The sequence below is a fragment of the Dorea amylophila genome (assembly GCF_025567265.1).
Taxonomy (GTDB): domain Bacteria; phylum Bacillota; class Clostridia; order Lachnospirales; family Lachnospiraceae; genus Dorea_A; species Dorea_A amylophila.
Map to the genome: position 1 here is coordinate 152,273 of NZ_JAOQJW010000003.1, position 24,101 is coordinate 176,373.

The window sequence follows — 24,101 nt, forward strand, 5'->3', positions numbered from 1 at the left end:
TCTATCTGACTCCTTCTGTCCTTTGATTTTTCTTCAGACACTCATACGTGCTTTTATCATATCTCCACGCAAGATCACCATCCAGATTTGCCAGCAGATGTTTTCGAACATTTTTATATTCGTCTCCAATTAACCCAAGTCTCAATAAAAATGTACGAAATGTAAATGCCGGGTTTTCTGATATCAGTGTCTTTTTCATCTGTGTCGATCTCTGATTGATTGCCTGTGCGGAAATGGCTAATGCCAGTGTAATATTTGCTCTCACCTTTCCTGCATGTAGTGTGCTTTCAAAACAACGCCATTCCAAAGTTCCCTTGGAAAACACAGCATGAAGATTCAGAGCATAATAACGGGTATGATCATAATGGGTATGACTTCCATCCCTGCCTCCATACCAGACATTTCTTACTCGGTCCATTGTGATTGATTTATTTGGTATTTTTCGGATTTTCTCCAATACCTCCGGTCGCACCCTCTGACAATAACTATTTGCTCTTCTCTCCTGCACTTTCAGTGCTTTGAACAGGATATCTTCCTTTGCATACATAATTGTCAGTGCATTTTTCAGACTCTGCGGTGTATGATTCGATGCATCTACATGAACATGCTGACCACAGGACTCATTTACAAAACCTCCATGCTGTCGCAGACATCGTACTACTTCCTGTAACTTTCCCATTTCATCATAGGATAATTTCGGTGATACCATTTCTGTTGAATATTCTCCACCTGCGTCTACAATTCGACCGTATACTTTCCGTTGTGTATAAATGCTCCCATCAGACATAAATTTCCACTTTTTTCCTTCCAGATCTATCACTGACCAGACTCCATAAGTAGTGCCGTCATAATATGCTTCTGTTCCAAACATTTCAGCAACAACTTCTGCAGCACGTTGTCTGGTAATCCCTGTCATTTCGATTTCTGTGCCAAAGTATTGGTCTTTTATTCCGATCATGCCTAATGGATTCCTTTCTCAGACACTTTCTGTGTGTTAAGTTCGGAGTCTGCCTTTTGTAACAATCTGCCAATTGCCTCGATAACATTGACAGTTACTCCGTTTCCAGCCTGTTTATAAAGCTGTGCGTCAGAAGTGCTGTCTATGATCTTATCAATCTGCCAGTCGTAATAACCCTGCAGTCGCAGACATTCCCTCGGAACTAACCTTCTTATTCTGCCGTGATACAAGATGCCATGACGATCGGTTGCAGTAATTGTAAACATCGGTTCTTCGGGTTCTTTCATACGTCTGCCGTTCTGACGAACATTCTCTTTTGCTGGTGTTAAGACTGCTCTTGCTCCATCCTCTGCTAATACACCAGAACATTCTCCTTTGTATTTGTGGACACCGCATTGTCTGGTATTCAGGCTTCTGCATTCTTCCGTTACCACCGGCGGAGGTGAAAGATCGACAAAGTGCAGCGTTCCCTGTTGAACACCTGTTGTCAGGGTATGTGCGATCTGGTGTCCGACTCTTCCTCTCCTGCTGTTGAGATTCGCATAACCCAGATCGATGCTGTCCCCTTCTCTTGCAAGTTTGTAGCCGAGCTTTGTATTCTCTTTGATTGGAACACCTACATCATATAATCCTGTCTTGCCGCCCATTCCACCTGCCTGTGATGTCAGGGTACAGCTTAGTCCTTTGGGACTGTAGACTCTTTTCCCCTGACTTCCTGCCCGGACTTGAACAAGAGCTGCTCCATTTGTTTCTGGTTCAGGTAATACTTTTCCGGCACATCGGAAATCAAAATATCCGACAATATACACCCGTTTTCTTGCTTGGGGGACTCCGAAATCCTTGCTGTTAAGCACTTTCCATTCGACATGGTACCCCAGTTCAGAAAGCGTACTGAGGATGGTGCAAAACGTCCGGCCTTTGTCATGCGATAACAAACCGGGAACATTTTCAAGGATAAAATACGAGGGTCTTTTAGCTTCAAGAATCCGGGCAATTTCAAAAAAGAGAGTTCCTCTTGCATCTGCAAATCCTTCTCGCTTTCCGGCGATAGAGAATGCCTGGCAAGGAAATCCTGCACAGAGTAAATCAAAATCTGGCATTCGTTCTGGTTCGATTGTTCTTGCGTCATTACAATACCACTCCCCTTCCGTATCAAACAGCAATCGGTAGTTCTTATCCGCATAAGTATCCACCTCGCAATGTCCGACACAGACAAAGTTTCCTGCCCGTCTTAAGCCTTCACGAAATCCCCCGATTCCGCTAAAGAGATCAAAAAATTGAATGGTTGCGGCTATCAACCTCCTTTTTGCTGATAAAAACAGGCGGCATGATCTCTCATACCGCCCTTCGTTATTCTGTATCAATTGGTTACCATTCTGTTGGTTCTTCTGCTTTGGATTCTTCCGGATCAGTCTCTCCTTCTGGTTCAGTTTCCTCTTCCGGTTCACTTTCCCCTTCTGGTTTGTTTTCCTCTTTCGGTTCACTTTCTCCATCCGGTTCGGCTTCCTCTTCTGGTTCACTTTCCCTTTCCGGCTCAGTTCTTTCTTCCGGTTGAGTTTCTTCTGTTCCCAATTCTCCAGTTGTCTGTTCGGATTCTTCAGGCTGCTCTTTGCTTTGCCATTCGACCTCTACCTTTTCCAGTGCTTCTTCTATAATCTGAATTAAGAAGTCTTTCTGTTTCATGTGTTTCTTTCCGATGACTACTTTTAATCTCTGGAATAATTCCTCTGATACCTGTACTGCTACTGTTCTTACTGCTCCCATGCTTATTTCTCCTTTTCCTTCCACTCTGTTGAAATGTTCTTCAATGACCTGTTGTAAAAATTTTTGTGTGCTGCTTTCTGTGAGTTCAATCTCTTCTCTTACTTTCTCATGTAAGTCCATCGGGATCTTTCCGCAGATATTTTTCATCTCTGCCATAACCTTTCTCCTTTCACTTTTGCTACACACAACATACTCCAAAGCCGCATGGAAAGCTATTCACAATACCCACCAAAGATATCGATGCATTTCTTGCCTTACCCCTAGCAGATCCAACAATGTATGTATCGTGCAATCATAGGCCTCACCCCCTTTACAAATTTTCCATTTGAGATAGAAAATCCATCATCTGATCTGGTATTTCTTCCGATGATGGTTTCGTTTTCAATTGTTCCGTAGTGCCACATATTCCTAATTCCCGAACACTTTCTTTTATCGTCTTTTGAATGACTTCTTCCATCCATTTCCGATCCTCTTTTTCCAGAATTGCCTGAACCAGATACTGGCTTTTCTGCCCTTCTGGAACACTTTGAAATTTCTCCCATGCCCTCTGGTGTTCTGGATTTTTCAGGTTCGGGCGGAACGAATATACCGGGCGTGTCATCTCGTCCACATCTGCTCTACAATCCGTTCATACCCTGTTGCGTTGGCATGGACGTCCTCTATAAAAACGGGGCGGCAAATCGCGTCCTGTGCGGTCACGTGGCGTTTTAAAATTGCGGAGCCTCCCCCCATAAATACGGTGGGTACTGCCCGGAGATCAAACCCGGATTCTGTCACCGCAGACAGTATTCTTTCTATATATTTCCGTCCGTTTTCCTGTATGATCCGTCTGGCCTCCTCTGCCATACTGCAAGATTCCCTCCGAAGCACACGCTCAATTTGAGTTTCTGTCACAGACAGTCCGGTATTTCTACGCACTTGTTCTGCTGTCTCATCAATACATCGGATTACTCCAAGTTCCAGACTTCTGCACGTTGCTGCATTCGGAACAGCATTGTCCAGCCTCATAAGGTCAACGGTCCAGCCACCAATATCAACAAGCAGAACAGACGGTTCATTCTTCAGATACTCTGGATGCAGAGCAAGCGCAGAGTATCCCTGTGGGAACAGTTTCACATCTTTTATTGTTATCTCATATAACTCACTTTCATATAAAAATCGCACTGGCTGCTCTTTCCGCAACAGATACTCCCTGAATCCCTGTTTCTCTCTTCCAAAACTTGAAAGCGGAAGTCCAACAGCCAGAATTACCTCTGTCTTTCGTTCCGCTTTCCGATGCTTGATTTCTTCTGCAATGGCTGCCAACGTCAGCAGATAATAATTATCATTGGACGTTTTATTTTTTACCAGCGTCTGTCTTCCCGTACCGCAGACATAATACTTTCCTTGATATTGCAGAACATTCTGCATGGTATACGGCTCGTAATCATACCCAATAATTCCACTTGGGAAAGACACTTGTCTTGTTTTAATGGCATAATAGCCATGATCAATTCCTATGATTATCGCAATCACATCCTTTCATTTTTTCTGTTTAACGTAAGGTCAAAAATGTTGTCACTGCTGCAACGGATCGTTGCAAAAGTGCCATTCGTGAACACTTTTCTATGTTCCAGCGTCCCAAAACCTGCGGAAAATCTGGTTTTTTTATACCACTATCGCCAGAGGAACACTACTGTTCCTTCCCAGCCGGTTATAAAAGATCCCTCTCCCGGCGGCGGTCCAGCCTGTCCGGGGGAGGGATATATCGCAAGTTTCCTTTTTGAACAATTGCCTGTCTTTTTATTTTTATGAGATGTTTTTCCTGCTTTTGTAAAATGGGAAGATACTCCGGTTCTGTCAAAAACTTCCGTATATAATTGCCCTTTTTTCCCAGCTTGTTATCATTTTTCAGCAGTTCTATTTCTACCATGTAATGGGTATCTGGATGAAATCTCTTCTCACACAAAATGCTGTCCCCTTTTATATAATCAGATTTAGCCGATTCTCTTGCTGCCGCCAAGAGTTCATAAATACTTACTTCCACCTCTTATCACCTCCCAAAAGACCAGAAAAAAGCAGACCTCTTAATCGAAGTCTGCTCCTGTCGGATATGGTAATCCTCTTTCTTCATATTTTTTATCGATATAATTTCGAATCCATTCCCTGTATTCTTCCGTTAATGCCAGTTCCTGAAATTCTAACAACCACTTTTCCCCTTTTGCTTCGTCATCAAGCCATCGATCTTCTATGCACTCCGGCTCATCTAACATTTTCATCATCGCTTCAAATGGCTCTTTTACATCATCACCAAATTCTTTCCATAAGGCGATTCCATAGTTCTCCAGTTCAAAAAATTCTGTCAGATATGTCAATCGTTCCATATCCCCCAATGTCATTCTTTTTTCACCTGACAATAATGCTCGATCTCTTTTGCCACATAGATTTAAAAATTTTCTCTTTTCCATCTCCACATCCATTATACTTTTACCTCTTCCTGTTAAAAATAATTCCTTATTACGAAACATTATAAAATTTAAATTCTTTAGAATCAATATATATATTTCTGTATTACGAATCTTTTTATTTTATAAGGGGAGTTCATCATTATGCAAAAGATTAGACCAGATATGGATATTGGTAAAAATATCCAAGCAATTCGATATAAAAACAATATGACTCAAGACCAAGTAGTTGCAAAATTAAATCTTATGGGTATCTCCATCACCAAAAGTACCTATGCCAAACTGGAAACAAATCGCATGAACATTAAGGCATCTGAATTAGTTGCACTTGCAAAACTCTTTCATACCGATATCAATGCTTTCTTTTCCGGCTTGCTATAGTTCGACATTCCCCGACTCCCTGTGTATATAATAGCATATTAAAAATAAGAACCAGTCTATATTCTTATCGGATATAAACCAGTTCTTTTTTCTTATCAAATAATATAAAAGTGACAGGGAATTCAGATTCTTATCTTCTGTCACTCATGTAATTATTATTCTATTTTAAATTTAATGAATTTACCCATTCTTGAATTTCTTTTTCAATGTTATTTTCTATATAAACGTCATACACATTTTTCCACATTATCTGTGTATACTGTTATTTTCAACCCCATAATTATAACTTGGTACACGCTATACACTACTATAAACTGTACTCCATTTTAGGATAGCCAATGTATACCGTATCATATGAATCCCAGTTATCAACTGTTGTAGACACCAGTTCCACATCTCTTAAGCTCTCATCATCATGTTCTCTTGACACCCGGCTGTCATCATCTGTCCAGTCAAGGTCATCATCTGTATATGGCTCCACAGGCTCTATTTCAAACAGATCTGCCTCTGTAATTTTTGCTATCTTTTCAGCAACATCTTTTGTATTTCCTGAAGCTGAATAATATACAACCAATGTTTTTCCATTTCCTGTTGATGTATTTTCTGTATTAGAAGCAGACTGGTTTGTATTGCTTGCTCCACATCCTGCCATCAAACCGATTGCCATGATGCATGTTAAGAGTACTACTGCTATTTTCTTTGTTTTCATTCTAAGGTCACCTCCTGTCGTATAAAATGTTTGTCACGCTAATTTTTATCGGATGAAATTGGTAAATACAAAATCCGGTGCCTTTGGCATTTCAATTCCCATTTTTGTCGCAACATTTTTACAGTTAATGAAATATGCCATATTGTTTCCAAGGATCTGCATAACCTGCATTCCTTCGAGGTCCTGTTTTACTTCATCCGGATTCGTCCCATGTATCATATTCCAATATCTTGATGTAATGATCGGCATCTGCATCAGACCAAAATATTTATTTACCTGATCCCATGTGGCCGTTGTTCCGGCCCTTCTTGCTGAAATTACCACAGCGGCAGGTTTCAGGCGGAATCTGTCGCTGCCACCGTTTAAATCGGCATAAAAGACTCTGTCCATAAAGGATGTGATTGCACCGCCTGCACCACCCCAGTGTACCGGAGTTCCAAATACGAATCCGTCATAATCCCCTGCTATTTCCAGAAATTCATTCACGATATCATCCAGGATGCATTTATTTTTTTCCTGACATTTTCTGCAGGCAATACATCCTGAAATCGGCTTATTTCCAATCCAGAAAATATCTGTACTTATGCCATTTTCATTTAATGCACTGGATACTTCACAAAGAGCTGTATAAGTACAGCCATTTTTGTGTGGACTGCCATTGACAAGTAATACTTTCATTGATTTTTCCTCTTATGCTTACCAGTTCTTTTTTTCTTTTGAACTGTCATTATTCTTTTTTCTTTCCTCAACCATCTTCACGAACCATTCCACCATATTCGGATCCTGATGCGAGAAGAAGGAGCTTGTCTTCTTGTCCAGTTCTGCAATAGTCTTCATATCTTCATCAGAAAGTGTGAAATCAAAAACATTAAAGTTTTCTTCCATTCTCTCAATGTGTGTTGATTTCGGAATAACCACTACCCCTCTCTGAATATGCCAGCGAAGCATAACCTGTGCCGGAGTCTTCTGATATTTTTCTGCAATCTCTGCGATGACAGGATTCTCAAAGGTGCCTCCTCTGCCCTCACCGAATGGTGCCCATGCTTCTAACCGGATATCATATTTGTCTGCCCATTCCTTCATCTCTTTCTGCTGATTGAAGATGTGGGTTTCCACCTGATTTACCATAGGTTTAATGCGGTTGAAGGATGCAAAATCAACCATTCTGTCTACATAAAAGTTGGAAATTCCGATTGCTCTGATTTTTCCCTCATCGTACAGATCTTCCAATGCATGGTAAGCACCGTAAGCATCTGAAAATGGCTGGTGAAGCAATACCAGATCCAGATAATCTGTCTTTAACTTTTTCATGGATTCAAGAACTGATTTCTTTGCATCTTCATATCCATAATGTTCAACCCACACCTTTGTTGTAAGGAAGATTTCTTCTCTTGGAATGCCTGACTTTTGGATTGCATTCCCAACCTCTTCCTCATTAAAATAACTCTGTGCTGTATCAATCGCCCGGTATCCAACTTTTAAAGCATCAAGCACACATCTTTCACACTCCTCTTTTGTTACCTGATATACGCCATATCCCAGTATTGGCATTTTTACACCATTATTTAATGAAATATATTCCATTGTCGTATCCTCCTTGTTTTCTTTCATTCATCTTACATTCATACTATAATACTGATAGATTCCTTTGAGAAGTTTCGATAAGTTTTTCAGTCTTAACCTTTCGGTTTATTCTGGTTCTTACTGATTGAACAGCCATCCCATAATTTCTTTGTCACGACAAAACAGATAGCCACCGCCATGCTGATAAGTGACCGGTGTGAATAACATTCTTTATATTACTCTCTGCATTAAAACTTTCTTTTTCATTCATATTGATATCCTCTCTGTCACGCTCTCTTGCTCTGTTTTTCCTGTTTCCAGCGTTTTTTCTTCCCCGATTGCCAGGTTCCGGACTGTTGTGCTACACCCACTGAACATGATAACAGTCATGATGATTCCTCCAAGAGCTATCCTCTTTATCTGCATATAGTATCCTCCATTTTCACTTCAGCTAAAGTATAACAAAACGAGACTCCATTAGAAGTCTCGTTTTGTTATTCAGTATTAACCTTTAGGTTTCTACTCGCATGTATTCAATTTTTATTTTACCTTGTTAATAGCATTTATCAGCCGCTTGACCTTAATGGACGGTTTTTTCGAATGAAGAATTCCAAACGGCATAGTATAATCCCACTCTACTGGAATGATTCTGATCAGTGGATGAACACTTTCCCAGCTCTTGAATGCCAGTAATACCTCATTATTGTTTTCGCATCGGTTAAATGCTTCTACATTGTACAGATTAAAGTCTACAATATTGATTTCAGGATGATTTTTCATTATATCATCCCTTAGCATATCGCCATAATAACTCCATCCTCTTCGCATGAGCATAAGATTTTCTCCAGCCAGATCATCAAGTGTTATTTTTTCTTTTTTTGCCAGCCTGTGATGAATTGATACCGCCACACAAAATGGTTCTCTTGAAATCTCAGTGCCATCACAGCCTCTGAGTTCAAGCATTGTTTCATCAAAGATTCCAGCTATCACATCAATATTCTTTCCCATATTAGCCAGTATCTCTCTTGCATTCTCTGGTGTATTTTCAAATGTAATCAATTTAAACTTCATCTCCGGATATATTTTCTGTATCTTAGGCCAAAGTTCCACAAAAACTTCCGGTGGCGTCATCGGAGATATTCCAACACGAATGATTTCTTCATTATGATTCATTGCTTCCTGCGCCCGTATCAACGATTCTTTTGAATATTGAATCAGATATTTTGCATCCTGATAGAGCGATTTACCAGCTTCCGTAATAATAAGACCTCTGTGTGTTCGTTCAAATAATTGCAAATCCAAGCTGTTTTCCAAAGAATTTATCTGTTTAATAACCGCAGGTGCACTTATATATAATTCTTCTGCCGCTTTACTAAAACTTCCAGCTTCTACAACGCAGATAAATGTATCAAGTTGTGGATTATACATCATGTAATTCACTCCTCTTTGTGATTTTAAATCATCTGAAATGCTTTCAGTACCCCAATAATTGCCTCTTCTTTCTCCTTCGGACATTATGGTTGCTTTGCTCCCTCTGACCTAGGAATATTAAAATTCTCCGCTAATTCAATTCCACACTTTCTCTTCACCTGTGCAATATACAGATTAGATACCTTCATCCCATCATTATGCTCTGCCACATACTTCTTTATCTCCTCATAAGTAGCCTGTCTACACTCCGCTTCGGTCCGCGCTGGGCAAAGGTCCCCTGGACCTTTAGCGCCTCTCAGCCGCCGTTAAATCCATCTCGTCCATGTCAAGTCTCACATTCACATGATGCTTCGCTTCATGGAGTTTGGATAAAAGGCATACCGTCTCAACGTGCGGTGTCGTTTTTCACTGCTTTAACAGTACGCGAACCCGCATAGTTACTGAGTTTTTACACCCTTTGACAGGTTGCTAATATCTACAATCATAAGGTTAAGACATGGCGTACAGACCGTTTAACTTTGTAAACGTGTGGCGAGTACGCCGATTTGTTTTGGACATTTTTGCGAATGGCATTAACACCCTTTCAATGTTCACTTTTATTGAAACCGATATTTTCCTTTTCCATGTCCTGTTACAGGTACGATTACCTCACTATCAACCAACAGTTTTATTAACTTGGAAGCTCCTGATGGCTTTAATCCAGTAATTTCTTCAACTATCGTTCTTCCGAAACAATTTTCTTTTCCACATTTTGAAAATATTTCTACTGTATGATTTATTGTTTTTTCTGAAATCGTATCTGAGAAAGAAAGTAATTTATTTCGAATGTCCACTTTTGTGCTTTCAATGTCCACTTCTCCACTCTCAATGTCCACTTTTACTCTTTCAATGTCCACTTCTGCAAACCTTCCACTAATGTGCATCGTACGATTATGAAGTTCATTCTTCTCATCCAACAATAAATTTCTTAATTTATAGGCTTATTTTCATAATATGTTCTAGCAGATATACCCCTCAACCCCGCTTAAACTAGGCATTTCTTAGAGAGGAGACAGACCGTCTCAACATGATAAGTTCCCGGGAACAAATCCACCCCGCTGATCTTCTCCACTTTATATCCACGTCCCTGTATCATCTCCAGATCCCGTGCCAGACTGGTCGGTTTGCATGCGATATACACCAGACGCTCCACTCCGAAATTCAGGATCTTCATAAGTGCCTTCGGATTCACACCGTCTCTCGGCGGATCGAGCATGATCAGATCCGGAACTTCCCCCAGTTCATCAATGACTTTCAATACATCCCCGGCCCAGAATGTACAATTGTCCAGATTATTTAACTTCGCATTTTCTTTTGCTGCTTCTACCGCTTCTTCTACAATCTCCACACCAACCACTTTCTTCGCAACCGGCGCAAGGATCTGTGCGATCGTTCCTGTTCCGCTGTACAGATCGAAGACAACTTTTTCATTTGTATCTCCGATGTATTCTCTGGCTGTCTCATACAAGACTTCCGCTCCCAGCGAATTAGTCTGGAAGAATGAGAATGGTGTGATCTTGAATTTTAATCCAAGTAATTCCTCGTAGAAATAATCCTGTCCGAACAGGACTTCTGTTCCTTCATCTTTTACGACATCTGCAAGGCTGTCGTTCTTTGTATGCAGGATTCCAACTAATGTTCCATCAAAATTCATTGCTGTCATCTTTTCCAACCATGCAGCCTTGAATGTCTGGATTTTTTTCATTGCCTCTGCCGGATCAACTCCGAGTTCTGCCGTATCGGATGCTGTGACCAGATCCACCAGGATCTCTCCTGTCTTTACTGCTTTTCTTACCAGCAGGTGGCGGAAATATCCAACATGACGCATGCGGTGATAATATGGAAGTCCCGATTCTCCCGCACATTCCAGTGTACATGCCAGAATCTTTCTGTAATCTTCATCTACGATCTGACAATCTGTCACATTTACAATATCATGAAAACTTCCGCGTTTATGCATCCCAAGTGCCAGTGGTCCGTCTTTGTATTCATCTCCGAATGAAAATTCCATCTTGTTGCGGTACTCGGTCCTGACAGGACTTGGTTTGATGCCTTCCCAGATATACTTCCCATCTACCGCTTCATCCATCATTTTTTTCACCTGCTCATTCTTCATGGCAAGCTGCTCTTCATACGGAAGATTCTGATAAGTACAGCCTCCGCACTGTCCGAAATGTGGACAGGCTGACGGAATCTCACTGGCTGACGGTTCCAGTACTTCCAGAAGACGCCCTTCTGCCTTTCCTTTTCTGATCTTATTGACAGAAAATCTTACCTTCTGTCCCGGCACGCCATTCTTTACGACTACCCATCTGTCTTCTTCCGGCAGATAAATGCGCCCTTTATTTGGAAATTCTACGGATTCTATAATTCCTTCGTATACCTGTCCTTTTTTCATATCTATCCTTTCTGTCATAGCTTTTGTCTATTGCAATTTATTTCATTATCTTTACTATTTCTGGTTCTGTCTCTTGTTCCGCTTTTCTATCCTTTATATACTGCTTTCAGGATTGTCCCTTCCTGTTCCACTTTCACATGTTTCAGACTTTTCACATACTGATTGAACTGGGAATATCCATAATCGCGGATCTTAAAGTCTTTGTATTTTTCATACATTTTATTTCCCAGTGTACTGAGTTCTACTCCGGATCTTCCCGACTTTTTCACAATCTGTACGACGTAGCCGTCGATATTTTCCTTCAGATCCTGATCCTCTCTTAAAGTAACCGACACAATATTTCCATGTTTTACCATCTGGATTCTTGTGAATTCCTCCAGAAACTTGGACAGCATATTATACCCGTAGCTCCGCACATCAAAGTCCGGGTAAAGACTGACCAGACGGCTTCCTACTTCACCGAGTCCGGTTGGCTTATTGATATCCTGATTCTCAATGATCATCTTAATGATCGCATCTTCAATCTTCTCTTTACTTCGTCTGTCATGTGTTGTCTCGCTCTTCGATGTTCCCGGATTCTGCTCACTCATCAGATTTTCCAGAATCGTAAACTTATCACACGCTTTCCTGAATGGCTCCGGAGTCTTATTTTCTCCCATGCCAATAACCATCTTTCCACTCTCTCTAAGACGGCTGACGAGTCTTGTAAAGTCGCTGTCACTGGATACAATGCAAAATCCATCCACATCATTCGTATACAGGATATCCATCGCATCAATGATCATAGCTGAATCGGTAGAATTCTTTCCTTGTGTATAACTAAACTGCTGGATCGGCGTGATCGAGTTTGTCAGAAGTTCATCTTTCCAGCTTGAATGCTGTGTGCTCGTCCAGTCTCCGTATATTCTTTTATATGTAATGATCCCATATTTTGACAATTCTGTCAGGATCGGCTTGATGTATTTTGCTGATACATTATCTGCATCAATCAGTAGTGCATAACACTGTTCCTGCATACCTTCTCTCTTCTTTCTATAAATATTACTGAATTTTCCATGCGGACGCACTTGAGATTGCAAAAGAAAAGCAGGCCAGTCGCCTTTCTTTTACCAGATCGGTTTCTAACCTGCCTCTTTCTTCACTTATTCATCCGCCCGGTTCTTATACCTGATCGTCATCATCGAAAAAGTCATCGTCGAAATCATCGTCATCAAAATCATCCTCGAAGTCTTCCAGGTAATCCGGGGTAAAGAAGCAATATACTGCATAAGCGATTCCTGCAACTGCAGCTACAGCTCCGACTACTGCCAGAATCCAGAGTACGGTCTTGCCGTGTTTGTCCTCTTCTTTTTTATTCATCAGTTCGCTAAGCTTGGATGCTGCAATAATATCTTCTACTTTACTCATGCTCCCACGTCCTTTCCTCTGCTCTTTCGGCAAATCATTCTTTATTTATTATAACACTTTACGTAGTGTATGACTACTTATTTTTCAGATTTTTCTCCTGTATCCCGGATAGATTCCGGATTGTTATACTTTCTGAAGTCTTGCAAATGTGGCAAACATCTTCTTCGTTCCGGGTCCGTCGAAGTGAACTGTTACTTCATAATCACGTCCGCCTTCAATGATTGCAGTTACCGTCCCTTCTCCGAATTTGATATGTCTGACACGGTCTCCCACTCCGTAAGGAAGCTTCCCGCCTTTTGGTGTCCCGAACTGCTGTACCGGCTTTGGTGCGGTAAATGCCTTCGTCTTAAATGTTTCTTTCGCCTGCATGAAAGAGGTCTTCACCCTTACCTGCTCACTTTCTTCTTTCTTCTCTTTTTTTGCTGATGGTCCTGTCTCCAGAAGTTCCAATGGGATTTCTTTTAAGAAACGGGACATCTTCTTATACTGTGTCTCCCCATGTACCATACGTTTTCTTGCACAGGTCAGTGTCAGATCTTTCTCTGCTCTTGTGATTCCTACATAACATAATCGTCTTTCTTCTTCCAGTTCTGCCGGGTCGTCTGCTGTGATCGTCATATAGCTCGGAAACAGTCCGTCTTCCATTCCTGCCAGATATACATGTGGGAATTCCAGACCTTTTGCACTATGTAATGTCATCAAAACGACATAATCTGTACTTTCATCCAGACTGTCGATATCTGCTACCAGAGCTACATCCTCAAGAAATCCTCCAAGTGTCGGTGCTTCATTCTGTAGCGCACAGCTTTCTTCATAAGCAGCGATCTTATTGCGGAGTTCGTCTATATTTTCAATTCTTGATGTTGCCTCTTCACTCTCACATTCGTGGATCAGCGCATCGATATAACCAGTTTCTTTGATAACTTCCTCCAACAGTTCCAATACACTCATGTCTTCTGTATCATTCTTAAAATGCTCAATCATTGCAACGAACGATTCCAGTTTTGCCTGTCCTCTTCCGATGTTCGGGATCAGGTCTACGGCACGAAGTGCATCATAGAAGCTGCATTCTCTGGTTGATGCATATTCCTGCACACGGTTGATACTGGTCAGTCCGATACCTCGTTTTGGAACATTTACAATACGTCTGACAGCCAGATCATCTCTTCCGTTATCAATCGTCTTCAGATACGCAAGAAGATCCTTGATCTCACGTCTCGCATAGAAGTTCACACCACCGATGACTTTATATGGAATACTGTCACGGACAAAACGTTCCTCGAACATACGGGACTGTGCATTGGTACGGTAAAGAACTGCATTATCTTTGTAGCTGCAGAGTTCTTTATTGACATGGCGTCTGATGTCACCGACTACATATTCTGCCTCTTCATAAGCAGAATCAAACTGACGTAACTGGATCATATCTCCATCTTCATTCTCTGTCCAAAGCGTCTTGTCTTTTCTTCCCTGATTGTTCCGGATCACGGCATTGGCTGCATTCAGGATATTGCCGGTAGAACGGTAATTCTGCTCCAGCTTGATCACTTTAGTATCATCAAACACATGTTCAAAATCCAGGATGTTCTTAATGTTCGCGCCGCGGAACTTATATATGGACTGGTCATCGTCTCCAACCACACACAGATTACGGTACTTGGATGCCAGCAGACGGATCAGTTCGAACTGTACTGTATTTGTATCCTGATACTCATCTACCATGATATAACGGAAACGCTCCTGATAATATTCCAGTACATCTTTCTGTGTCTGGAAAAGCTGCACGGTCTTAAACAACAGATCATCAAAATCCAATGCATTATTTGATCGGAGCTGTTTTTCATATTCTTCATATACTTCTGCAATTTTTTTCCGGCTGTAATCCCCTTCCGCACGCATACGGTATTCCTGTGGTGTCACCAGTTCATCCTTTGCTTTGGAAATCTCTGACAGCAGTGCTCTTTCCCGGAACATCTTCGTATCTACCTGCAGAAGCTTACAGACCTCACGCATCAGTGTCTTTTGATCGTCACTGTCGTAGATTGTAAAGTTGGTATCATATCCGAGCAGATCGATATGGCGTCTTAATATACGCACGCACATGGAATGGAAGGTGCTTACCCATATACTCTCTGATCCGTATCCAACCAATTTGTCGACACGTTCCCTCATCTCTCCGGCTGCTTTATTCGTAAATGTAATTGCAAGGATATTCCATGGATTCACCTGCTGCTCTTCAATTAAGTAAGCAATTCTGTGTGTCAGAACACGTGTCTTTCCGGATCCTGCTCCTGCAAGGATCAGAAGTGGTCCTTCTGTATGGAACACTGCTTCTCTTTGTTGTTCATTTAATGTATCGTATATACTCAATCTTATGGTTTCCTTTCTTTCCGGTTTTTTATTCTTCTTTTTTCTTTCCGGCCTGTTCTGCTTTCGTCATGGATTCATGCTCTCTTTTTATTTCGCTATAAAGAGCCGTTGATGTCCAGTTCTGATTCTTTGCGGTAACGATTGCCTTCAGCGGAACCTGTACTTTTTCTTTTTTCATCTGGAATAATAGCTTATCCAATATCCGATTGTCTGCCAGTAGCATGACAAGCATCTCTTCTTCAAAGTCTGTGATTTCTTCATTTTTTTCTTTGTCTGTCCCGGAAGTTTCCTCCCTTGATGCCTCTTCCGCCACTTCTTCTTTCAGTCCGGTCAGTACTCCGATTGTCTTTGAATACTCTTCTTTTTCCACATATTTCACACGAAAACCAAGAAAACTTCCCAGCATGCCGATCTTTCTTCCCTTTTTCGTGCCTTTCAGATTATAACATAGCATGATTGATTTCATATGCATTCTACCCCTTTTCGAATGTCTGTTTCCATTATAGTTGCTTTGTCCGGGTTCTGCAAGAAACAATTTGGGACGGAGGATTTTAAAAAATCCTCCGTCCCAAATTAAAAAAAATGTCCTGTCCCTTTTTCATTCATCATCCGATTCATTTACGCGCTGATCGCATTTCCCGTATACAGCTGATAATATCTGCCTTTCTCTTCGATCAGTTCATCATGTGTACCACGCTCAATGATTCTTCCCTGTTCCAGTACCATAATGCAGTCAGAATTGCGGACTGTCGATAATCTGTGGGCAATAACAAATGTTGTCCTTCCACGCATCAGCTTATCCATTCCATCCTGTACGATCCGTTCCGTTCTGGTATCGATGGAACTGGTTGCTTCATCAAGGATCAATACCGGAGGATCAGCAATAGCGGCTCTTGCAATTGCCAGAAGCTGGCGCTGTCCCTGGCTTAAATTTGCTCCGTCTCCGGTCAGCATCGTATCATAGCCTTTCGGAAGTCTTCGGATAAAGCTGTCGGCATTTGCAAGCTTTGCTGCTGCCACAATCTCTTCATCGGTCGCATCCAGTTTGCCAAAGCGGATATTGTCACGCACCGTTCCGGTGAATAAATGTGTATCCTGCAGAACAATCCCAAGTGAATGTCTGAGATCCGCTTTCTTAATCTTGTTAATGTTGATTCCATCATAACGGATCTTGCCGTCCTGAATATCATAGAAACGGTTGATCAGATTGGTGATCGTCGTCTTACCTGCTCCGGTCGATCCGACGAATGCAATCTTCTGTCCCGGTTTGGCATATAATTTGATATCATGCAATACAATCTTCTCATCATTATAACCGAAATCCACACCATTGAATACGACTTCACCTTTCACCTCCACATAATCCACACTGCCATCATTCTGATGTGTATGTTTCCATGCCCAGCGTTCGGTTCTTTCTTCACACTCTGTAAGCTTTCCGTCTTCTTCTTTCGCATTGACCAGTGTTACATAACCTTCATCCAGTTCTTCTTTTTCATCCATCAGCTTAAAAATACGGTCGGCCCCGGCCATCGCCATAACAATTGCATTCATCTGCATACTGATCTGGTTGATCGGCATACTGAAGCTCTTATTAAATGTCAGGAAGCTTGCCAGACCTCCGAGGGTAAAACCTCCGACCTTTCCAAGTGCCAGTACACCCCCGATGATCGCGCAGATCACATAACTGATATTTCCGATCTGTGCATTGATCGGTCCTAAAAAGTTGGCAAATGTATTGGCTTTGTCTGCACTGACATATAGTTCATCATTCAGCTTCTTGAAGTTCTGCATGTTCTCCTCTTCATGGCAGAATACCTTTACCACCTTTTGTCCGTTCATCATCTCTTCGATATAACCGTTCACAGTTCCCAGATCTTTCTGCTGTTTTGCAAAATATGCCCCGCTCTGTCCGGCAGATTTCTTTGAACAGAATACCATGATTCCGACCATGATCATCGTTACGACCGTAAGTGGGATACTTAAGATCAACATACTGACAAATACACTGATGATCGTAATCCCACTGTTCAGAAGCTGCGGCATACTCTGGCTGATCATCTGTCTTAATGTATCAATATCATTCGTATATACCGACATGATATCTCCATGTGCATGCGTATCAAAATACTTGACCGGTAGTTTCTCCATATGAGAGAACAGATCATTCCTTAAGTTGCGTAGTGTCCCCTGCGTCACATTGACCATCAGACGGTTATAACCAAATGTTGCCAGTACACCCAGTGCATAAAATGCTGCTATTCTGGCGATCGCATGTGCAAGCGGTGTAAAATTGGGGTTATCTGATAATAAAAATGGTGTGATATATTCGTCGATCAGGTTCTTCATGAACATCGTTCCCTGCACATTGCAAAGAACACTGACTACAATCAATACGACTACACTGATGCAGTGAAACTTATAATCTTTTAATACATATTTCATAAGGCGGAGGAATAATTCACCCGGATTTTTTACCTGTGCTTTCATTCCTCTCGGCTGTCTTCCCGGTCCCGGCATCTTATTCACCCTCCTTCTCGTCAAAATCGCCGCCACCACTGGTCTGTGATTCATAGACTTCACGGTAGATATCATTCTGTTCCAATAATTCTTCATGTGTACCGAATCCATTGATCTTACCGTCTTCCATAACGATAATACGGTCAGCATCCTGTACGCTTGAGATTCTCTGTGCGATGATCAGTTTCGTTGTATCTGGAATCTCTTCACGAAACGCTCTTCGGATCTTCGCATCTGTTGCGGTATCTACCGCACTGGTACTGTCATCCAGAATCAGTACTTTTGGCTTCTTAAGTAGTGCTCTTGCAATACATAGTCTCTGCTTCTGACCTCCGGATACGTTACTTCCGCCCTGCTCGATGTAGGTCTCATATCCTTTCGGGAAACGGTCGATGAACTCATCCGCACATGCAAGTTCACACGCGTGTCTGCATTCTTCCAAAGTTGCTTCCTTGTCTCCCCAGCGGAGATTATCAAGGATTGTTCCGGAGAACAGCACATTATTCTGCAAGACTACTGATACCTGATTACGAAGCACTTCCATATCATAATCTTTGACATTTCTGCCACCGACCAGTACTTCGCCTTTCGTCACATCGTACAGACGACTGATCAGGTTAACCAGACTCGTCTTGGCACTTCCTGTTCCTCCGATGATTCCGATCGTCTCACCGGAACGGATCTTCAGATCAATATCTTCCAGTACCGGTTCGTCACTGTCCTTTTTATACACAAAGTCCACATGACGGAATTCAATACTTCCATCTTCTACTTTCATGGTCGGATGTTCTGGATTCTTAAGATCACTCGTCTCATTTAACACTTCGGAGATACGTCTCGCACTTGCCATACTCATAGCGACCATGACAAATACCATCGACAACATCATCAGACTCATTAGAATATTCATGCAATATGTAAGAAGACTCATCAGTTCTCCTGTCGTCAGGGAATCACTTGCGATCATCTTTGCTCCGAACCAGCTCACTAACAGGATACAGGTGTATACCGCCGTCTGCATCATCGGTGCATTGAATACCAGATTTGTCTCTGCTTTTACAAAAATGTTATAGATATTCTCACTTGCTCTTCGTAACTTAGATGTCTCCTGTTCCTCTCTTACATATGCCTTCACGACACGGATCGCAGATACATTCTCCTGCACGGATTCATTCAGATCATCGTACTTTGGAAATGCCTGCTGGAAATATTTTGTCGCATGGCTCATGATCAGGAACAATAAAATTCCAAGAATAATTACCGCTACAAGATAGATACATGCCAGTCTCGCATTGATCGTAAATGCCATGACCATCGCACAGATCATACTGGCCGGTGCTCTGGTAAACATACGCAGGATCATCTGATATGCATTCTGTATATTGGTTACATCCGTTGTCATTCGGGTTACAAGTCCTGCTGTGCTGAATTTATCAATATTTGAAAATGAAAATGTCTGAATATTGTTAAACATAGCCTCTCGTAAGTTCCTTGCAAATCCCGCCGATGCTTTTGCACCGAATCTTCCGCCCATCATTCCGGCGAATAATCCGATGACCGCCGCAACAACCATGATTCCGCCGACTTTGTAGATGTGGTGGATATCCCCGGTATTGACTCCTTTATCAATAATTGATGCCATCAGATATGGGATGATCATCTCCATCAATACCTCAAGGATCATAAAGAGCGGAGTTGCAATGGATGCTGCTTTAAATTCTTTAATCTGTTTTGCTAATGTCTTAATCATTCCATTTACGCCCTTTCTGTTTCGTTTCTTGTTTTATAGTTACATTTATAACTCCGATTTTCCGGATTACCTGACTTCATATTTCTTCACATTCTGATTAATCTGGTCTAATACCTTATAAAAAATATGAAGTTCTTCTTCTGATATGCCTTCGGAAAGCTCTTCTTCGATATGCTCCACAATATCCTCAAAAGATTCCTGACTTGCAATTCCTTTTTCTGTCAGGATTACTTTTTTTAACCTGGCATCCTGTTTTACCGATTCTCTTCTTACGAATCCCTTCTTTTCCATCAATTGAAGCAGATTCGTAACTGTAGATCTACCTACTGCAAATCTTTGTTCAATATCCTTCTGAAAAATATCCTGCTCCCGGTTCTCATACAGATACCGTATGATCCAGCCATGCATCATCGTCACTTCATCCACTCCGGACTTTCTCACATGTGCAGACAGATTCCTTGACAATTTCAGATCCGCACAGTGTATCTCCGGTCCGATCTTTCTTCCTTTTCTTTCCACATTACCATCCTTTCCGTTCAATTGTTCGCATCCAAATTGTTTGTTAGCGAATTGTTTGTTAGCGAACTTATTTTATCATATCCAATTAAAATGTCAATAACTTCTCCGATATTCCGCCGTATTTTCCAGACATTTTCTGCAACGTGTATAAAAAAAACGCTTGCCATCTAGTTTTCAAAACTATATAATAATTACATTGAGGTGATAAAAAATGACAATAGACACAAAAGATATGCTGAACAGCATTTTATCAAGCATCTCACGGATTGATTACGTGAGACCCGATGATATTCCGAATATAGATTTATACATGGATCAGGTTACTACCTTTATGGAAAAAGAACTGGCATCCAGTAAACGTCATGAAGATGATAAGATCCTTACCAAGACCATGATCAACAACTATGCCAAGAACAATCTTCTCCCTCCACCTGTGAAGAAGAAGTACTCCAAAGAGCATCTGCTGATAATGATCTTTATCTATTATTTTAAAAATTTTCTTTCTATTAAAGATATTGAAACTATGTTAGAACCGATTACGGATAAGTATTTTGACACAGATCAGGATTTTGATATCACTTCTATCTATAAAGAAGTATGCGAACTGGAAAAGTCCAGAATTCCAGAATTTGAAAAAGAAATTATCCGTTCTTATAATTCTTCTAAAAAATGTTTTGATGAAGCACCGGAAGATGACAGGGATTCTCTGCAGTTGTTTGCATTTATCTGTAACCTGAGTTTTGACATCTATGTTAAAAAGCAGATTGTAGAAAAGCTTTTGGATAATTTTCCCGATCTGCTTCACTCTGAAAATACCGGTGTCAAAAAGGATTCGGCCAAAAAAAAGAAATAAGACCGCACGTCTTATTTCTTTTTTTGCTTCTGCATTCTTGCCAAATGCATCTGCACTGTTTTTTCGCACTTTATTCTGCTTTTTCGTCTTTGACTTCCCCAAGTCCGATTCTCTCGAATACCATGTCATATCCGTCATTACCGTAATTCAGCGAACGGTTCACACGACTGATCGTTGCTGTTGAAGCGCCTGTCTTTTCTGCAATCTCAAGATAAGTCTTGTGTTCTCTTAACATCTTTGCAACTTCAAAACGCTGTGATAATGAAAGCAATTCATTAATCGTACAGATATCTTCAAAAAATGTATAACACTCCTCTTTATCTTTGAGGCTTAAAATTCCCTGAAACAGATAATCAACCGCCTCTGTTCTGATTTTCTTACTCATAGCATTATCTCCTTCGTAGCAGATTCATTACTTTTACATTTTAACACACTAAAATTGCAAAGTCTATAGTTTTTTCCCATGTTTTATACATGCTTTTAATTTTTCCAGTGAAACATTGGCAACCAATTCTTCCGGAAAATCTGTTTCTCTCAATATTTCTTCCGCATATGGATACTCTGCAATATCTGCATCCACATGTGAATCACTGCCAAGCACGATCATCACTCCCTGTGCTTTACATTCCTTTACCATCTCCAGACAGTTCTCTTTTGTATTCTCTCGAAATCCTTCCGGACGCAGTGATGAATTATTTACTTCCAGTAATGTTCCGGTTTCTTTTGCTTTTTTTACCAGACGCTTCATATCTACAGGAAATCTCCCGTCATCCGGATGTCCAATGATGTCCACATACGGATGTTCCATTACTTTCTCATATGCTGCGGTTACATTGTCTATTGTCCGTTCATCTTTAAAACACGGCATATGAATACTGGCGATTGCAATATCAAGTCTTTCAAGAAGCGAATCTGGGAGATCGATCTCCCCCCGCGCATTCATGATATTCAGTTCTGTTCCTAATAACAGCTCAATCCCGTATTTTTTTCTTGGAACAATTCTTAAATTTTGAAAATAGAACAAATGACAAGTTCCGGGCATCTCTGGTGCATGTTCCGTAATTGCAAGTCCCTTCAGTCCTTTATCCGCTGCTGCTTGCGCCATCTCATTCAGCGTATTATATGCATGTCCACTTGCGAGCGTATGCGTATGTGTGTCAATTTCTACTCTCATTTCCTGCTTCTCCTTCCTGTTGTATTTCATCAGATCTTCTTTATCTGTTATTTTTATTTATTATTTTAAATTGTAACTTTTCTTCTTTTCAGCTTTAACGCTCTAATATTTCACAACATGAAGTATTATACCGTATAATTTTCTTTTTTTCTACCCATTCTATAGCGGAAAGCAGGTTTTCCTCTTTTTTTACTAAATAACCACCATTTATTCACCCCTCTAATATATCTGAATTATAAAGGAGTTTTTATTATGAAGAAACATGAAAAAAAGACTGTAAATGTAAACCCATTATCCAACCAGGAACTCATTGATTCTTACGATTATCTCGCAACTGCTGCCTCTTCTCATGACTGTACCGGTCTGATTCCTTCTGCACCTCTTAATCCTGCGGAACTGGATTCGTATGAGGAACTTTATCCATTCCTTCCTCCGGTCTCATCCGCAGATGATGCTCCGGAGCAGGCTCCGCCTTCCGGTAAAAATCCATCTGATATTAAGGGTTAATGTCCATCTGAAAATACTCTGCAAAATACCTGTTTTTTCTTGACATGCCTTCCAATCACAGCTAATCTTATAGAAGTATAAAAAATATATTATATATATTGAGAGGTAACTGATCATGAAAAACATACTAATGATAGCAACCGGTGGTACGATTGCATCCAAAGAGGGGGATCTTGGATTGACACCGGCAGTGACAGGGGAAGAACTTGCAGCCAGCGTACCGGGAATCAAAGACATCTGTCATCTGGAAATACTTCAACTTATGAACATCGACAGCACCAATATGCGTCCACGTCAATGGCTGATGATCCGTGATGCGATCATGGAAAACTATAACAACTACGATGGGTTTGTCGTTCTTCACGGAACAGACACCATGGCATATACTGCTGCCGCCCTGTCTTATCTGATCCAGGACAGTGTAAAGCCAATTGTACTGACCGGTTCCCAGAAACCAATGGCCAATCCTTATACCGATGCAAAGATCAATCTGTTCCAGAGTATTCTGTATGCTGCCGACGATCTTTCCTGCAATGTCTGCATTGTATTTAACGGAAAAGTTGTTGCCGGAACCCGCGGACGTAAGCAGCGCACCAGAAGTTTTGATGCATTTGACAGTATGAACTTCCCTGAACTTGCCATTATCCGTGACAGCCGCATCATCCGTTACTATACGGAAGAACGTCCCGCTCCTCAGGATCTGAAATCTTACGCAAGTCTTAATGACCGTGTCTTTGTGCTGAAGCTGACACCGGAAGTCAAAGCTGAGATTTTTGATCTGCTGAGTGGTCACTATGATGCTATCATCCTGGAAACCTTTGGTATCGGCGGCATCCCGGAATATGATGATTCCTTTGAAAAAGCGATCTTCTCCTGGGTAGATTCCGGCAAGACAATCGCTGTCACCACACAGGTGCCGGAAGAAGGCTGTGATCTTGGCGTATATCAGGTTGGAAAAAAATTCAGTAATCATAAAGGAATCCTGCAGTCCGATGATATGACAACAGAATCCATCGTTGCAAAACTGATGTGGATTCTTGGTCAGACGGATAAACAGGATGAGATTGCGCGGTTATTTTATCGCGAGATCAATCACGACAGAGTCTGAGTTGATTTGGAACTTAATTTATTAACGGGGAAGCGGCCTCTCAGTCCTTGAAGGAAACAATAGATAAGGCTTCTTGTTCAGGTTCCATACCATAAGAAACACTAAGAGAGTCAGAATCACCTAAAAGCAAAGGAACTACGCTCAAACTCGGCGTTCGCCTCAAACACGTTCGCTTCGTTCCTTTAACGGTGCTTCTGACTCTCTAA

At 41.2% G+C, this 24,101-nt stretch carries 28 protein-coding genes; 4 read left to right on the forward strand and 24 right to left on the reverse strand.

What is annotated here, in order from left to right; translation table 11 throughout:
* Position 1: 1 nt before the first annotated feature.
* The 7 genes from OCV72_RS02620 to OCV72_RS02650 form a co-directional block, all read right to left on the reverse strand.
* Complete coding sequence (locus OCV72_RS02620; protein WP_006426990.1) at positions 2–958, reverse strand: amidoligase family protein; 957 nt, start codon at positions 956–958, stop codon at positions 2–4.
* A gap of 2 nt (positions 959–960) precedes the next feature.
* Positions 961–2,256 (reverse strand): DNA (cytosine-5-)-methyltransferase, encoded by a 1,296-nt coding sequence (dcm, locus tag OCV72_RS02625; RefSeq protein WP_055247004.1) that lies wholly within the window; start codon positions 2,254–2,256, stop codon positions 961–963.
* Between the two features lie 70 nt (positions 2,257–2,326).
* The gene (locus OCV72_RS02630) at positions 2,327–2,878 is read right to left on the reverse strand and encodes a hypothetical protein (RefSeq protein ID WP_007884604.1); all 552 of its coding nucleotides are present in this window, start codon (positions 2,876–2,878) and stop codon (positions 2,327–2,329) included.
* A gap of 154 nt (positions 2,879–3,032) precedes the next feature.
* Positions 3,033–3,323, reverse strand: a complete 291-nt coding sequence (locus tag OCV72_RS02635) for a hypothetical protein (RefSeq protein ID WP_006426993.1) — start codon at positions 3,321–3,323, stop codon at positions 3,033–3,035.
* Complete coding sequence (locus OCV72_RS02640) at positions 3,320–4,228, reverse strand: ParM/StbA family protein (RefSeq protein WP_044912250.1); 909 nt, start codon at positions 4,226–4,228, stop codon at positions 3,320–3,322. Before OCV72_RS02640 ends, OCV72_RS02635 begins: the two co-directional genes overlap by 4 nt.
* Before the next feature lie 187 nt (positions 4,229–4,415).
* Positions 4,416–4,748, reverse strand: coding sequence for a DUF5720 family protein (locus OCV72_RS02645; protein ID WP_005341391.1), 333 nt, complete (start codon positions 4,746–4,748; stop codon positions 4,416–4,418).
* A gap of 40 nt (positions 4,749–4,788) precedes the next feature.
* A complete protein-coding gene (locus tag OCV72_RS02650; RefSeq protein WP_226799356.1) occupies positions 4,789–5,169 on the reverse strand; it encodes a hypothetical protein in 381 nt (126 codons plus the stop codon).
* 141 nt (positions 5,170–5,310) lie between these two features.
* Here OCV72_RS02650 and OCV72_RS02655 point away from each other — a divergent pair, with 141 nt between their 5' ends.
* Positions 5,311–5,547 carry a helix-turn-helix domain-containing protein gene (locus OCV72_RS02655; protein ID WP_005341369.1) on the forward strand — a complete coding sequence of 79 codons (237 nt, stop codon included), beginning with the start codon at positions 5,311–5,313 and terminating at the stop codon, positions 5,545–5,547.
* Positions 5,548–5,854: 307 nt separating this feature from the next.
* Here OCV72_RS02655 and OCV72_RS02660 read toward each other — a convergent pair whose 3' ends face one another.
* The 15 genes from OCV72_RS02660 to OCV72_RS02730 all read right to left on the reverse strand — a co-directional run bounded on the left by OCV72_RS02660 (position 5,855) and on the right by OCV72_RS02730 (position 20,253).
* Positions 5,855–6,256: a flavodoxin gene (locus OCV72_RS02660; RefSeq protein ID WP_242859191.1), complete on the reverse strand. Its 402-nt coding sequence runs from the start codon at positions 6,254–6,256 to the stop codon at positions 5,855–5,857.
* A 45-nt stretch (positions 6,257–6,301) separates the two neighbouring features.
* Positions 6,302–6,934: a flavodoxin family protein gene (locus OCV72_RS02665; RefSeq protein WP_055281702.1), complete on the reverse strand. Its 633-nt coding sequence runs from the start codon at positions 6,932–6,934 to the stop codon at positions 6,302–6,304.
* Between the two features lie 18 nt (positions 6,935–6,952).
* Positions 6,953–7,840, reverse strand: coding sequence for an aldo/keto reductase (locus OCV72_RS02670; protein ID WP_172677196.1), 888 nt, complete (start codon positions 7,838–7,840; stop codon positions 6,953–6,955).
* 246 nt (positions 7,841–8,086) lie between these two features.
* Entirely contained in the window at positions 8,087–8,245 is a 159-nt protein-coding gene (locus OCV72_RS02675; protein WP_155515195.1) for a hypothetical protein, read from the reverse strand.
* Positions 8,246–8,359: 114 nt separating this feature from the next.
* On the reverse strand, positions 8,360–9,250 hold the full coding sequence (locus OCV72_RS02680; protein WP_055281763.1) for a LysR family transcriptional regulator: 891 nt from the start codon (positions 9,248–9,250) through the stop codon (positions 8,360–8,362).
* 83 nt (positions 9,251–9,333) lie between these two features.
* Positions 9,334–9,459, reverse strand: a complete 126-nt coding sequence (locus OCV72_RS16565) for a hypothetical protein (RefSeq protein ID WP_330376544.1) — start codon at positions 9,457–9,459, stop codon at positions 9,334–9,336.
* 387 nt (positions 9,460–9,846) lie between these two features.
* On the reverse strand, positions 9,847–10,206 hold the full coding sequence (locus tag OCV72_RS02690) for a hypothetical protein (protein WP_055281706.1): 360 nt from the start codon (positions 10,204–10,206) through the stop codon (positions 9,847–9,849).
* Between the two features lie 68 nt (positions 10,207–10,274).
* Complete coding sequence (rlmD, locus tag OCV72_RS02695; protein WP_055281708.1) at positions 10,275–11,687, reverse strand: 23S rRNA (uracil(1939)-C(5))-methyltransferase RlmD; 1,413 nt, start codon at positions 11,685–11,687, stop codon at positions 10,275–10,277.
* Positions 11,688–11,773: 86 nt separating this feature from the next.
* Complete coding sequence (locus OCV72_RS02700; protein ID WP_055281710.1) at positions 11,774–12,703, reverse strand: NYN domain-containing protein; 930 nt, start codon at positions 12,701–12,703, stop codon at positions 11,774–11,776.
* Between the two features lie 145 nt (positions 12,704–12,848).
* Positions 12,849–13,094, reverse strand: coding sequence for a hypothetical protein (locus OCV72_RS02705; protein WP_028087223.1), 246 nt, complete (start codon positions 13,092–13,094; stop codon positions 12,849–12,851).
* 123 nt (positions 13,095–13,217) lie between these two features.
* Positions 13,218–15,464, reverse strand: a complete 2,247-nt coding sequence (pcrA, locus tag OCV72_RS02710) for a DNA helicase PcrA (protein ID WP_055281712.1) — start codon at positions 15,462–15,464, stop codon at positions 13,218–13,220.
* A 28-nt stretch (positions 15,465–15,492) separates the two neighbouring features.
* Positions 15,493–15,930: a DUF3783 domain-containing protein gene (locus OCV72_RS02715; RefSeq protein WP_070099611.1), complete on the reverse strand. Its 438-nt coding sequence runs from the start codon at positions 15,928–15,930 to the stop codon at positions 15,493–15,495.
* Between the two features lie 152 nt (positions 15,931–16,082).
* Positions 16,083–17,984 (reverse strand): ABC transporter ATP-binding protein, encoded by a 1,902-nt coding sequence (locus tag OCV72_RS02720; RefSeq protein ID WP_055281714.1) that lies wholly within the window; start codon positions 17,982–17,984, stop codon positions 16,083–16,085.
* Position 17,985: 1 nt separating this feature from the next.
* Positions 17,986–19,734, reverse strand: coding sequence for an ABC transporter ATP-binding protein (locus OCV72_RS02725; RefSeq protein ID WP_055281716.1), 1,749 nt, complete (start codon positions 19,732–19,734; stop codon positions 17,986–17,988).
* 66 nt (positions 19,735–19,800) lie between these two features.
* Positions 19,801–20,253 (reverse strand): MarR family winged helix-turn-helix transcriptional regulator, encoded by a 453-nt coding sequence (locus tag OCV72_RS02730; protein ID WP_044924868.1) that lies wholly within the window; start codon positions 20,251–20,253, stop codon positions 19,801–19,803.
* A gap of 211 nt (positions 20,254–20,464) precedes the next feature.
* Between OCV72_RS02730 and OCV72_RS02735 the strand changes: the two genes are divergently transcribed.
* Positions 20,465–21,106: a DUF1836 domain-containing protein gene (locus tag OCV72_RS02735; protein WP_055281718.1), complete on the forward strand. Its 642-nt coding sequence runs from the start codon at positions 20,465–20,467 to the stop codon at positions 21,104–21,106.
* A 70-nt stretch (positions 21,107–21,176) separates the two neighbouring features.
* On the opposite strand, the gene OCV72_RS02740 is transcribed toward OCV72_RS02735, so the two are convergent.
* Both OCV72_RS02740 and OCV72_RS02745 read right to left on the reverse strand, forming a co-directional pair.
* Entirely contained in the window at positions 21,177–21,491 is a 315-nt protein-coding gene (locus OCV72_RS02740; RefSeq protein ID WP_028087216.1) for a YerC/YecD family TrpR-related protein, read from the reverse strand.
* 63 nt (positions 21,492–21,554) lie between these two features.
* The gene (locus tag OCV72_RS02745; RefSeq protein WP_055281720.1) at positions 21,555–22,280 is read right to left on the reverse strand and encodes a phosphatase; all 726 of its coding nucleotides are present in this window, start codon (positions 22,278–22,280) and stop codon (positions 21,555–21,557) included.
* Between the two features lie 252 nt (positions 22,281–22,532).
* Between OCV72_RS02745 and OCV72_RS02750 the strand changes: the two genes are divergently transcribed.
* Together OCV72_RS02750 and OCV72_RS02755 are read left to right on the forward strand one after the other, a co-directional pair.
* Positions 22,533–22,787: a hypothetical protein gene (locus OCV72_RS02750; RefSeq protein ID WP_055281722.1), complete on the forward strand. Its 255-nt coding sequence runs from the start codon at positions 22,533–22,535 to the stop codon at positions 22,785–22,787.
* 115 nt (positions 22,788–22,902) lie between these two features.
* Entirely contained in the window at positions 22,903–23,895 is a 993-nt protein-coding gene (locus OCV72_RS02755) for an asparaginase (RefSeq protein WP_028087214.1), read from the forward strand.
* Positions 23,896–24,101 lie beyond the last annotated feature (206 nt).

Excerpts from the sequence above, each read along its gene's own strand:
- OCV72_RS02620 (WP_006426990.1), bottom strand. The coding sequence starts at position 958 with ATGATCGGAATAAAAGACCAATACTTTGGCACAGAAATCGAAATGACA.
- OCV72_RS02630 (WP_007884604.1), bottom strand. The coding sequence starts at position 2,878 with ATGGCAGAGATGAAAAATATCTGCGGAAAGATCCCGATGGACTTACAT.
- OCV72_RS02635 (WP_006426993.1), bottom strand. The coding sequence starts at position 3,323 with ATGACACGCCCGGTATATTCGTTCCGCCCGAACCTGAAAAATCCAGAA.
- OCV72_RS02650 (WP_226799356.1), bottom strand. The coding sequence starts at position 5,169 with ATGGAAAAGAGAAAATTTTTAAATCTATGTGGCAAAAGAGATCGAGCA.
- OCV72_RS02655 (WP_005341369.1), top strand. The coding sequence starts at position 5,311 with ATGCAAAAGATTAGACCAGATATGGATATTGGTAAAAATATCCAAGCA.
- OCV72_RS02660 (WP_242859191.1), bottom strand. The coding sequence starts at position 6,256 with ATGAAAACAAAGAAAATAGCAGTAGTACTCTTAACATGCATCATGGCA.
- OCV72_RS02665 (WP_055281702.1), bottom strand. The coding sequence starts at position 6,934 with ATGAAAGTATTACTTGTCAATGGCAGTCCACACAAAAATGGCTGTACT.
- OCV72_RS02670 (WP_172677196.1), bottom strand. The coding sequence starts at position 7,840 with ATGGAATATATTTCATTAAATAATGGTGTAAAAATGCCAATACTGGGA.
- OCV72_RS02675 (WP_155515195.1), bottom strand. The coding sequence starts at position 8,245 with ATGCAGATAAAGAGGATAGCTCTTGGAGGAATCATCATGACTGTTATC.
- OCV72_RS02680 (WP_055281763.1), bottom strand. The coding sequence starts at position 9,250 with ATGATGTATAATCCACAACTTGATACATTTATCTGCGTTGTAGAAGCT.
- rlmD (WP_055281708.1), bottom strand. The coding sequence starts at position 11,687 with ATGAAAAAAGGACAGGTATACGAAGGAATTATAGAATCCGTAGAATTT.
- OCV72_RS02700 (WP_055281710.1), bottom strand. The coding sequence starts at position 12,703 with ATGCAGGAACAGTGTTATGCACTACTGATTGATGCAGATAATGTATCA.
- OCV72_RS02705 (WP_028087223.1), bottom strand. The coding sequence starts at position 13,094 with ATGAGTAAAGTAGAAGATATTATTGCAGCATCCAAGCTTAGCGAACTG.
- OCV72_RS02715 (WP_070099611.1), bottom strand. The coding sequence starts at position 15,930 with ATGAAATCAATCATGCTATGTTATAATCTGAAAGGCACGAAAAAGGGA.
- OCV72_RS02720 (WP_055281714.1), bottom strand. The coding sequence starts at position 17,984 with ATGCCGGGACCGGGAAGACAGCCGAGAGGAATGAAAGCACAGGTAAAA.
- OCV72_RS02725 (WP_055281716.1), bottom strand. The coding sequence starts at position 19,734 with ATGATTAAGACATTAGCAAAACAGATTAAAGAATTTAAAGCAGCATCC.
- OCV72_RS02735 (WP_055281718.1), top strand. The coding sequence starts at position 20,465 with ATGACAATAGACACAAAAGATATGCTGAACAGCATTTTATCAAGCATC.
- OCV72_RS02740 (WP_028087216.1), bottom strand. The coding sequence starts at position 21,491 with ATGAGTAAGAAAATCAGAACAGAGGCGGTTGATTATCTGTTTCAGGGA.
- OCV72_RS02745 (WP_055281720.1), bottom strand. The coding sequence starts at position 22,280 with ATGAGAGTAGAAATTGACACACATACGCATACGCTCGCAAGTGGACAT.
- OCV72_RS02750 (WP_055281722.1), top strand. The coding sequence starts at position 22,533 with ATGAAGAAACATGAAAAAAAGACTGTAAATGTAAACCCATTATCCAAC.
- OCV72_RS02755 (WP_028087214.1), top strand. The coding sequence starts at position 22,903 with ATGAAAAACATACTAATGATAGCAACCGGTGGTACGATTGCATCCAAA.